General features: G+C 39.4%; 9 protein-coding genes and 1 pseudogene. 5 read left to right on the top strand and 5 right to left on the bottom strand.

Annotated features, from left to right (window positions below; all coding sequences use genetic code 11):
* The first annotated feature begins 367 nt into the window (after positions 1 to 367).
* Genes FTU38_RS15900 through FTU38_RS15910 form a run of 3 tightly spaced genes read left to right on the top strand, consistent with a single transcriptional unit; the run spans position 368 to position 3,856 of the window.
* The gene (locus FTU38_RS15900) at positions 368 to 1,375 is read left to right on the top strand and encodes a TAXI family TRAP transporter solute-binding subunit (RefSeq protein WP_180111814.1); all 1,008 of its coding nucleotides are present in this window, start codon (positions 368 to 370) and stop codon (positions 1,373 to 1,375) included.
* Positions 1,353 to 1,847: a DUF1850 domain-containing protein gene (locus FTU38_RS15905; protein WP_227591861.1), complete on the top strand. Its 495-nt coding sequence runs from the start codon at positions 1,353 to 1,355 to the stop codon at positions 1,845 to 1,847. The genes FTU38_RS15900 and FTU38_RS15905 overlap by 23 nt, the downstream gene beginning before the upstream one ends.
* Entirely contained in the window at positions 1,844 to 3,856 is a 2,013-nt protein-coding gene (locus tag FTU38_RS15910; protein ID WP_067764590.1) for a TRAP transporter permease, read from the top strand. Before FTU38_RS15905 ends, FTU38_RS15910 begins: the two co-directional genes overlap by 4 nt.
* 501 nt (positions 3,857 to 4,357) lie before the next feature.
* Here the strand turns inward: FTU38_RS15910 and apbC are convergent.
* The gene (apbC, locus tag FTU38_RS15915; RefSeq protein ID WP_180111816.1) at positions 4,358 to 5,626 is read right to left on the bottom strand and encodes an iron-sulfur cluster carrier protein ApbC; all 1,269 of its coding nucleotides are present in this window, start codon (positions 5,624 to 5,626) and stop codon (positions 4,358 to 4,360) included.
* A gap of 346 nt (positions 5,627 to 5,972) precedes the next feature.
* On the opposite strand from apbC, the gene FTU38_RS15920 reads away from it, so the two are divergent.
* Entirely contained in the window at positions 5,973 to 6,296 is a 324-nt protein-coding gene (locus FTU38_RS15920; RefSeq protein WP_180111818.1) for a hypothetical protein, read from the top strand.
* A gap of 49 nt (positions 6,297 to 6,345) precedes the next feature.
* Here the strand turns inward: FTU38_RS15920 and FTU38_RS15925 are convergent, their stop codons facing one another.
* Both FTU38_RS15925 and FTU38_RS15930 read right to left on the bottom strand, forming a co-directional pair.
* Entirely contained in the window at positions 6,346 to 6,744 is a 399-nt protein-coding gene (locus tag FTU38_RS15925; RefSeq protein ID WP_180111819.1) for a hypothetical protein, read from the bottom strand.
* A 241-nt stretch (positions 6,745 to 6,985) separates the two neighbouring features.
* On the bottom strand, positions 6,986 to 7,783 hold the full coding sequence (locus FTU38_RS15930; RefSeq protein ID WP_180111821.1) for a hypothetical protein: 798 nt from the start codon (positions 7,781 to 7,783) through the stop codon (positions 6,986 to 6,988).
* A 172-nt stretch (positions 7,784 to 7,955) separates the two neighbouring features.
* Here FTU38_RS15930 and metG point away from each other — a divergent pair, with 172 nt between their 5' ends.
* Positions 7,956 to 10,013 (top strand): methionine--tRNA ligase, encoded by a 2,058-nt coding sequence (gene metG / locus FTU38_RS15935; RefSeq protein WP_180111823.1) that lies wholly within the window; start codon positions 7,956 to 7,958, stop codon positions 10,011 to 10,013.
* 275 nt (positions 10,014 to 10,288) lie between these two features.
* On the opposite strand, the gene FTU38_RS15940 is transcribed toward metG, so the two are convergent.
* Both FTU38_RS15940 and FTU38_RS15945 read right to left on the bottom strand, forming a co-directional pair.
* Positions 10,289 to 10,546, bottom strand: a complete 258-nt coding sequence (locus tag FTU38_RS15940) for a hypothetical protein (RefSeq protein ID WP_180111825.1) — start codon at positions 10,544 to 10,546, stop codon at positions 10,289 to 10,291.
* A gap of 36 nt (positions 10,547 to 10,582) precedes the next feature.
* Positions 10,583 to 10,696: pseudogene (locus FTU38_RS15945) on the bottom strand (transposase); the annotation flags it as partial.

The raw sequence follows: 10,696 nt of genomic DNA on the forward strand, positions 1-10,696 counted from the left end.
TGAGGATCAGAAAGCTTGTTTGAATCGATGTATTTCATCCGCAGATTATGCACGAATGCTAAGAAATCCGGAGTGCAAATATTAACCAAAAAGAAGATCGTTTTTTGATTTATGAAAGAGATCTATTTATAAAAGAAATTTCACATGATTCCATGTATACCCTACAGTTTTTACACGTAACAAAATATTATTAAAATAAACGATATAGCTCCATGCCATTCTTACGCATAACCATTATTTATTGGAGACTAAAAAATCAAAAAAAAATACTTTTCAAAAATAATTGATTAAGTTATGTTCAATTGAGTAGTGGAAATTAAAACTCATCAAATCAATATTCAAAATTTATGTGTAAAAGGACGTTTCTATGAACCAATGGACAAAACTCACGTTACTCTCGGTTACTTTGGCGTGTATTACTGCTTGCTCAAATGATCAATCTACTTCAAAAAATACCACGGAAGGAAAAAGCGCAGAAACTGCTACATCTGACCAACTTCAAACCAAGTTCGTAACCATTGCAACTGGTGGGGCATCAGGACCTTACAATGTGATTGGGACAAGTCTTGCAGAAATTTATAACAAAACCTTTGGTGTAAATTCTAAGACTCAAACTACAGGTGCATCCGTCGAAAACTTAAACCTTCTCAAACAGAATAAAGTTGAAATGGCATTTGTTATGAGTGACAGCTTAACAGAAGCACTGAACGGAACAGGAAGTTTCGCAAATGGTAAAGTTGAGAATGTCAGCCAAGTCGCAGCGCTTTATCCCAACTACGTACAAATCGTAACCTCTAAAAAATCAGGGATCAAAAATATCGAAGATTTGAAAGGTAAACGTATCGCTGTAGGTGCACAAAATTCAGGTGTAGAAGTAAATGCACGTACACTGTTGAATGGTTTTGGAATCACCTATAAAGATATTAAAGTTGATTATTTAGGCTATGCTGAAGCCGCTGATGCTTTAAAAGGTGGCAAGCTTGATGCAGCATTCCTGACTAGTGGCATTCCAAATTCATCACTCATGGAACTTCAACAAAGCTTTGATCTACAGTTGGTTTCAATCAATGCAGATAAAGTCAAAGAAATAGCTAAAGATCAAAGTTATTTCTTACCGATGATTATTCCAAAAGGCACATATGGCAATACTGTGGACATTCAAACTGCCGCAATTAAAAATGCATTAGTTGTTCGCTCAGATATATCGGATGATGATGTCTACAAACTAACAAAAACTTTCTTTGACAGTTTGCCTCAATTGGCAACTTCACACCAAGCAGCAACAGAAATCACGCTTGAAGGTGCTCAACAAGGCCTTGTAGCGCCTCTACATCCAGGCGCGAAACGCTACTATGATGAAGTGGCTAAAAAATAATAAGCTTCAAAAAAATGCAGTTTATACTGCATTTTTTATATTGTTCTTCTTAATCTATGCTAGCTATCCAACACTGTATACGCAGGTTAGAGTTGAAACTGATATATGCAAAATTTCAACTGATCAATTTGATTTACAGTGGAAGCATTCAGTAGAAAAGACGGCTTGGTCTGAACAATATCAGCGTCAAAAGAATAAGTTTTTACTGCGCCACACCGATTTGATTTCATTTGGTGCAGGTACACCCTCAAATTATCCCATTGAGTTTCAAAAAAATGGTGTGATTAGAATGCGGGTCAATCAAAATATAGATGAAATCAACTGGGTGATTTCTAGAAATATGCAAGGCACGATCCTCGCTGACCAAAAAATTTGGTCTATTTTTCAAAGTTACCCAGACTATAGTTTGGTCAACATCTCGGTTCAATATCAACCCAAATGGAAGTCTTGGTGGATTGGAGAATGCCTATGAATTCCAAAGAAGATAAAGTTGTATTAGAACAACTCGATGAGAAACAACAACAAGCCATATTAGAAAAATTTGATCGGGAATCTGTTACTCGAATCAATATGAGCAAATCTGTTACCTACTTTGTTGCATTTGTAGCGATCTTTTATTCATTATTTCATTTATTTATTACGTTTAATCCTTTACCTGAGTTAATACAGCGTGCAGCCCATGTCGCTATTGGCCTAGCACTCATTTTCTTACTCTATCCAGCTCGTCAAGCAAGCTCCCGGCAGCATATTTCACTTCTCGATTGGTTCTTGGCTTTGCTTTCCATCTTCAGTTTTTTATATTTATGGAAAGAATATCAATCTATTATGACCACTCGAGGTGGTATTCCAAATACCTTAGATATCGCGTTTGCAATTATGAGTGTGGTATTAGTCATAGAAGCAACTCGCCGGGTCATGGGGTGGATGCTGCCCATTTTAAGTTTAATTTTCCTGACCTATACATTTATCAGTCACTTTGATTGGTTGCCAGATCGATTAATTACTCGCCCTTATACCATCAGCGACATTTTCGGACATATGTATTTAAAAACCGAAGGCTTATATTCTTCGGCAATTGGTGCATCCGTCACTTTTATTTTCTTATTTATCCTTTTTGGTGCTTTTCTTGCAAAATCAGGTATGGGGAAATTGTTCAATGATCTTGCCATGGCATTGGCGGGTCATAAACAAGGTGGTCCTGCCAAAGTTGCTGTAATTTCAAGTGGATTTATGGGCAGTATTAATGGAACTGCTGTTGCCAATGTTGTTGGCACAGGCTCATTTACCATTCCATTGATGAAAAAAATTGGTTATCACAAGAATTTTGCTGGTGCCGTTGAAGCCAGTGCATCCGTCGGTGGACAAATTTTGCCGCCAGTCATGGGTGCGAGTGCCTTCATTATGGCCGAAACAACTGGCGTGAGTTATGGCACGATTGCACTAGCCGCATTATTACCTGCCTTATTGTATTACCTTGGCGTCATGGCTCAAGTTCATTTCCGTGCGGGTAAAGATGATCTGAAAGGCGTACCTAAAGCTGATTTACCTAAAGTAAAAGAAGTTCTAAAAGAGCGTGGACATTTACTTATTCCAATTTTGGCACTGGTCTTTTTCTTATTTCAAAATATTCCTGTGAGCTATGCTGCTGTCTACACCATCGTCCTGACCATCTTTGTAGCAGCTTTAAGAAAATCAACACGAATGGGTGTAAAAGATATTTTAGATGCGCTCGTTGATGGAGCCAAACAATCATTATCTGTGATGGCTGCTTGTGCTGTCGTTGGTATTATTATCGGCGTAGTAAGTCTGACAAGTTTTGGTTCAGTAATGACTTCTTCAATTATGAGTTTAGGTGCAGGTAGTCTCTTTCTCACTTTATTTTTAACCATGATTGCATCGATGATTTTAGGCATGGGGCTTCCATCTATTCCGGCCTATATCATTACTGCCACCATGGCAGCACCAGCACTCGCAAACTTTGATATCCCTGTATTAGTCGCGCATATGTTTGTGTTCTATTTTGGTTTATTTGCAAACATCACCCCACCAGTTGCCCTTGCCGCCTTTGCGGGCGCAGGAATTGCAGGCGGTGATCCAATGCGCACTGGGTTTCAGGCCTTAAAACTATCTCTTGCTGGTTTTATTGTTCCATTTTTATTCGTTTATAACCCTGCCATGCTGATGATTGATACCACCAATGTTGCAGTCAATGCTCGAGAATTTGCCTTTCCTGCATGGACAACTATAGTGAGTATTACTGTCACTTCAGTGATAGGAATTCTCGCTTTAGGCTCCGCAGTTGAAGGTTATTTCAAGACTTATCTCAACTGGTTCTGGCGTATTTTTTTAGGTGTGGGTGCGCTGTGTATGATTATTCCAGAAACCATTACAGATATTGTAGGCATTATCATGGTCATCATCGCAATTACGGTGAATATTATCACTGCTAAACGTAAAGCAAACCCGTCTCTTTCCTCCTAAAAAACCAATTAAAAAGCCCGGTAATTACCGGGCTTTTTAATTTCTTAGACTAAGGCGTACCCTCATTTGATGGGTGGGTTTTAATGACTTCAAATAATATTTAAAATTATTTGTTCCTCTATATTTTTTCAATGCTAAGCCCCTTGTAACAGAGGACATTTGGCAAAAAATCTAAGACACAATGCGTTTGTACAGTTACTGCCGTTCAAAGAATTGATCCTAGCCAAAATAATAGAAATATCGTGAAAGCTATTTTGTAAAAACTAAGTACAAACGCGACATCCTTTGATATGCCTCAAGAATTTTATCCTTGGCAGACGGCTTATAATCGCAGGAAAAATAAGAAATTGTGCAAATCGTTTTTTAGATGTGTAATTCATAGACATCGTTGAATGTCTAAAGTTCAGTACTCATAATTTTCAAACACTCCCAATACCACGTTATAAAAAATCTGGCACGAGGCCAGATTTTAATACGATCAACTTAAATTTCAGTTCACCCTTAGAAAATACGGTTTTTATCTTTTTCAGCCTGAGGTAATGCATCTGCAACTTTTTGTGCAATCGCCATGTAGCTTTCAGCAGCATCATCACCTGCTATCACAGATGGTTTCCCTGCATCGGCATTTTCACGAATTTGTACATTCAGCGGTAAACGACCTAAGAGTGGAATGTCATATTGAGCTGAAAGTTGGTCACCACCACCTGTGCCAAAGATTTGCTCTTCATGCCCACAGTTTGAACAGATATGGGTCGACATATTTTCAACCACGCCCATCACGGGGATGTGTACACGGTTAAACAACTCAATACCTTTGGTTGCATCCATTAATGCAACGTTTTGTGGTGTCGTCACAATCACAGCACCTGTCACCGGTATACGCTGTGCAAGTGTCAACTGAATATCACCTGTGCCTGGTGGCATATCAATGACCAATACATCCAGATCAGGCCATAAAGTTTGGTTAAAGAGCTGCATTAACGCCCCTGTCGCTTTCGGCCCACGCCAAGCCACTGGCGTATTGTTATCTCCAGTTAAGTGACCAATTGAAAGCACAGCCATACCATAGGCTTCGATGGGAACAAATTGCTCAGCTTCAATCATCGGCGTGCGGCCTGCGTTGCCAAGCATCGTTGGAATACTTGGACCATAGATGTCTGCATCCAATACCCCAACCTTTAAACCCAGTTGTTGTAATGCAAGCGCCAAATTCACTGTGGTGGTCGATTTACCCACACCACCTTTACCAGATGACACCAAAATGACATTTTTAATGCGTGGGTGTTTCGGTACATCACGCTGTTGTGGAGCGGCTTTTTGAATCGGTGGGTTATTCGGATCAACTTCGGCAGGTGCTTCGGGTGTTTCCGCAGACGCATCCACAACTGGAGGTAACTGGCTTTTTGCTGCTGAACTTTCAGCTTTTTCTTGGCTAGAACAGCTTTCACCTTCTGCATGGTGATGACCGCAACCACCCGATGTATGTCCAGTCTTTTGCTGAATCACGTGCATATTTAATTCTGTGATGCCACATTTTTCCAATGCATCGGCCAAATCATCATGGATTTTTTGTAAGTCATCGGCTTCTGAAGGAAAGGTATTAATCGTGATCTGCAAGATCTGACCTTGCACATTTACCTGTGTAATACGGTCTTTTAAAGCATTATTTGAATTGGGAAGTACATAGTTTTGTAAAACCTGTTGGATTTCCTCTTCTTTCACCTCTTGGGAGGGTGAAAACACAGATTTTAGAGAATAAAGCCACGACATTATGTTGTCTCCAAACAGGAACATCAAAAGATAATAGCGATAGTTTACCTGTTCATCTGCCACAGAGTAAGAGGGAGATGAATGACTTATCCCTATAAGCTTATAAAGTTGAGTATTTTAGTCAGCTTTCAAGCAAGTTTTCAATCGTGCGCCACTTTAAATACCCTTGTTGTTGATCTATGCGGCTAAACCAAAGGCACTAAATTTGAAATTGATTACATATCAACCATACATTTTCAGAGCAATTTCAGTCTATATTTCAATCGTTTCAACAGAATAATCAAAGCGATGGATGTGCAATCTAAAGGCACATTTTGTACTTTTAATTTTAAAAATGGGGAAGACTATGTATAAGAAGTCTGTGTATAAAACGACTTTATGCGCCTTGATGCTCCTGACTTCAGCAGCCTATGCAGAAATTGCGACTGAAGCCATTCAAACACCTGACCGACAAACTGTGGCGATTGGTGATAGCCTCGATCTCATGCGCTCGCGTATGCAAGCTTCTCCGATGAAAATGGTGTCCTATCCGCTGCAAGAGAAAAATCTGCCTACAAAACTAGCGGTAGATTACACCTATGAAATTGCCAATATGCGCTACGTGATTACCGTAGTCGATGATCAAGTCAAAAATATTAAGACTGAAAATTTAGATGGATTAAAGCAATGAAACCTAAAAAAGCCGCTCAAGATAGAGCGGCTTTTTTCATTAGACCCAATTAAGTTTGGTCATCTTTTTTAAACTTATTCAGTGTGTCAGTGGCTTTCTTTTTTAACTCGTCAAATTTCTCTGTCGCCTGCACTTTGAGTTCATCAAATTTTTCGACAGCCTCATGTTTAAGTTCGGAAGCTTTGACTTTTGCTTCATCAAATTTATGACTCGCTTCTGCTTTTAACTGCTCTAGACGGTCTTTGGTTTCAGCATGCTGTTCTGCATGTTCATGTTTGGCGTCATTTAAGGTTTTTTCACCCTCAAGCTTGAGTTCTTCAACTTTATGCTTTGTACCATCGAGTGCTTTTTCACCTTCAAGTTGAGCCTCTTTGGCTTTGAGCTTTAGATCATCACCCAACTCTGACGCTTTATCTTTCAATTGATCAATTTTATTTTCAGTTGTCATCGTTCTCGCCTCTTCTCTGTTATTGTCTAACAATAGTTATAACGCGATTTGAAGCAGATACTTGAAATAGACGCATTTAGAAACAAATCAACCACAGGAAAACGCCATGTGATTGCCTATTTTCACAATGGCTTGATGCAAATATGCATGGTCGATTTTACTCTATGCTTTTAATTTTAAAGGATGATGTAATGCAAAGAGATCAATGCCACTCCTATGCATTGATCTCTTGAAATTAAACTTATTTGCTGACCGTACTCATAAAGCTCACTGCGGAAAACAGCCAAATAAACAGGATAAAACTCCGTCCCTGATTAAAATGCGCGACATCGGTACCATGCAAAATATTATGACGGGTCATCGCTACGGTAGAGCTGCTATCCATTTGGTAGGCTGCCAATTCGGCAAAATACGGATTCAACTCATTGGCAATTTTAGATTTGTGCCACAGGCTTTTAATTTCACTGCCTTTTAGACCGGGTACAATTTTGTAGACATCGACAAACTTGGTACCGCTCTGCTTTAAAAAGCCCGTTTGAATCAGTACATCCGTTAAAATGCCTTCTAACTGTGCATACAAGACAGGGATACAACCGGCATGGAAATTCAGCTTATACAGTTTAAAAGCTTCAAGTAGAACCAAACGACGTTGCGCTTTATTTTCACCACTCTCTAAGGCATCAAAGGCTTTCAACATTTCTGTCTGAAAAAACTCGGTGTTAATCGCATCGAGTAAATGAAACTGTTTTTGATCTTCATGTTGATGCAGCAATTGCCAAAAGTACAACAAGTTTAAGGCGTCATTTGCCACTTTCATTTCTACAGGTTGATCAAGCTCATCGGCCAATACCTCGAAGTAAGGTTCAGTTGTAGCCAAATCACGTAAAGTCTGAATCAGTAATGCATGTTCATCTGCCGAAATCTGCTCAAGGTATTGTTGTGCTTCTTTGACAATGTGCTGACCGAGTTGTTTATTACGCTGTTGATTTTGCGGAATACGGGTCACAGGCTGGTCGTCATCATAATCGTCGTCGTACATGGGCTTGTCACTCTAAAGGCATCACAGATATGCCCTATTATCACTGTAATTGTGTCAGCAATATAGATTTTTTTACTTTTGCAAAGATTTCACCTATTCCCTTGTGCAAGTACTGGCTATCTCATGTAAAATTACAGCCCATTGCATAAATACGAATGAGAGAGTCATATCCGTGCGTAATATTTTAGTTACTAACGCCCTTCCATACGCGAATGGCCCAATTCATATGGGTCATTTACTCGGTTATATCCAAGCTGATATTTGGGTTCGTGCCATGCGTGCAATGGGTCATAACGTGACTTATGTATGTGCGGATGATGCTCACGGCACAGCGATTATGCTCCGTGCGGAAGCCAATGGTATTTCGCCTGAACAGCAAATTGCCAATGTTCAAAAAGAACATGAGCGTGACTTTGCGGGCTTTAAAGTTGACTTCGATCACTACGATTCGACTAACAGCCCTGAAAACCAAGCACGTGCTTCTGAGATTTATATTAAAAACCGTGAAGCGAACAACATTGCTGTACGCCCTGTGACGCAATTGTTTGACCCTGAAAAAGCAATGTTCTTGTCTGACCGTTTCATTAAAGGCACATGCCCGAAATGTAAAGCGGAAGACCAATACGGTGACTCATGTGAAGTATGTGGTACAACCTATAACGCAACTGAATTGTTGAATCCGAAATCGACTTTAAGTGGTGCGACACCTGTAGAAAAATCTTCAGATCACTACTTCTTTAAACTGCCGAACTTTGGTGAATACCTGCAAAAATGGACACGTGACGAAGGTCGTTTACCTGTGTCGATTGCCAACAAACTCGATGAATGGTTTGAAGCTGGTCTATCTGATTGGGATATCTCCCGTGATGCGCCTTACTTCGGTTTTGAAATTCCAGATGCGCCAAACAAATATTTCTACGTTTGGGTCGATGCGCCAATCGGCTATATGTCGAGCTTTGAAAACTACATCAAAACTAAGCGTCCTGACCTCAGCTTTGACGACTACTGGAAAAAAGATTCGAAAAATGAGGTGTATCACTTCATTGGTAAAGACATTGTTTACTTCCACGCATTGTTCTGGCCTGCAATGCTTGAAGGTGCAAACTACCGTACCCCAACAAGCTTATTCGTAAATGGTTTCTTGACTGTAAACGGTCAGAAGATGTCTAAATCTCGCGGTACGTTCATTAAAGCGGAAACGTATCTTGAGCATTTGAACCCTGAATACTTACGTTACTACTTCGCATCTAAACTTTCTGACAAAGTTGAAGACTCTGACTTGAACCTTGATGATTTCGTTCAGAAAGTGAATTCAGACCTTGTTGGTAAAGTTGTGAACATCGCAAGCCGTTGTGCGAAATTCATCAATACTAAGTTTGATAACAAACTTTCTGCAACGTGTGCTGAGCCTGAATTGGTACAAAGCTTTATTGATGCAGGTGCATCAATCGCTGCTCAATATGAAGCGCGTGAATTCTCTGCAGCCATCCGTGAAATCATGGCGCTTGCTGACAAAGCCAACCAATATATCGACGAGAAAAAGCCTTGGGCGCTTGTGAAAATTGAAGGTGAAGAACAGCAAGTTCATGACGTATGTTCAGTAGGTATTAACCTATTCCGTCAATTGGCGGTGTATCTTGCACCTGTATTGCCTACATTGGCAGCAGAAGTTCAAAGCTTCTTAAAATTAGAATCTTTCGACTTTGCTTCAGGCAAAACGATTTTAGTTGATCATGAAATTGCTCAATTCCAACCATTAATGCAACGTGTAGACCCGAAAGCAGTTGCTGCTATGGTCGATGCCTCTAAAGATTCTTTAACTGCGCCTGCTGAAGCACCAAAAGCGGAAAAGAAAAAAGAGAAGAAAGCTGAAAAGAAACCTGAGCCTAAAGTTGGAGAAGCTGAAATCATCGGCATTGAAGACTTTATGAAAGTTGACCTGCGTGTCGCAGAAGTTTTGGAAGCAGCTCATGTTGAAGGTTCTGACAAACTGCTTCAATTGACTTTAAATGTCGGTGAAGCTGAGCCACGTAACGTGTTTAGCGGTATTCGTGAGTTCTACCAACCTGAAGACTTAAAAGGCAAATTGGTAGTGATGGTGGCTAACCTTGCACCACGTAAGATGCGTTTTGGTATTTCTAACGGTATGGTATTAGCTGCGGGTAATGGCGATGGCGTTTGGGTGATTTCACCTGAAAGCGGTGCTAAAGCTGGTGATAAAGTGTCTTAATTTTTAGATTAAGATAAGAAAAAGCCTCTACGTTGTAGGGGCTTTTTTTGGCTTTTAATTTATTAACTTTTCCATGAAAGTACGATTTAGCCTTTGTATGCGGTGTTCTTAATTTCTGTTAAGTTAGGCAAAAATTTATCTTGTAATTTATGCTTTTCCAAAATAGTTATAGGCTGAGCTAGTTTTTCATTTGTTACTACAATAAGTCGCTCAAACCAGTTTTCTTCCTGTAAATAAATTTTAGCTTGGGAACGTGCTGTATAGCGTGATTTTAATCAATCTATCGCAGACATAGCACATCTATAGTTAATTTTAAAAAGTTGATTAAGAAAGTCTTGAGGTTCTAATACATTTAAGATTGGATAATCGTAAAATTTATTCGTAATTTGTTGGTGAAACTCATAACTATCATTTTCCATTAATGTTAATAATAATTTTCCTCTTTCTTCATTTTTTTCAATATATTTATCTTCATATGCTTGAGCAATATCCTGTATAAATTTTTGAAAAACTGGAATTTCTCTAGCATACAATCCATATCCACCAGACTCATCACTAATAAGTTGTCATTAAAAAGTAAACATGTATTCTTTTCCGAATTGGTTTGATACTTTCTCCACCCATTGCTCTATTTTATCAGCTGTCATGACTTGAAAATCTCGCCAATAATATTTCATCTGCTT

It is taken from the genome of Acinetobacter sp. YH12098, from assembly GCF_013419235.1.
Taxonomy (GTDB): Bacteria; Pseudomonadota; Gammaproteobacteria; order Pseudomonadales; family Moraxellaceae; genus Acinetobacter; species Acinetobacter amyesii.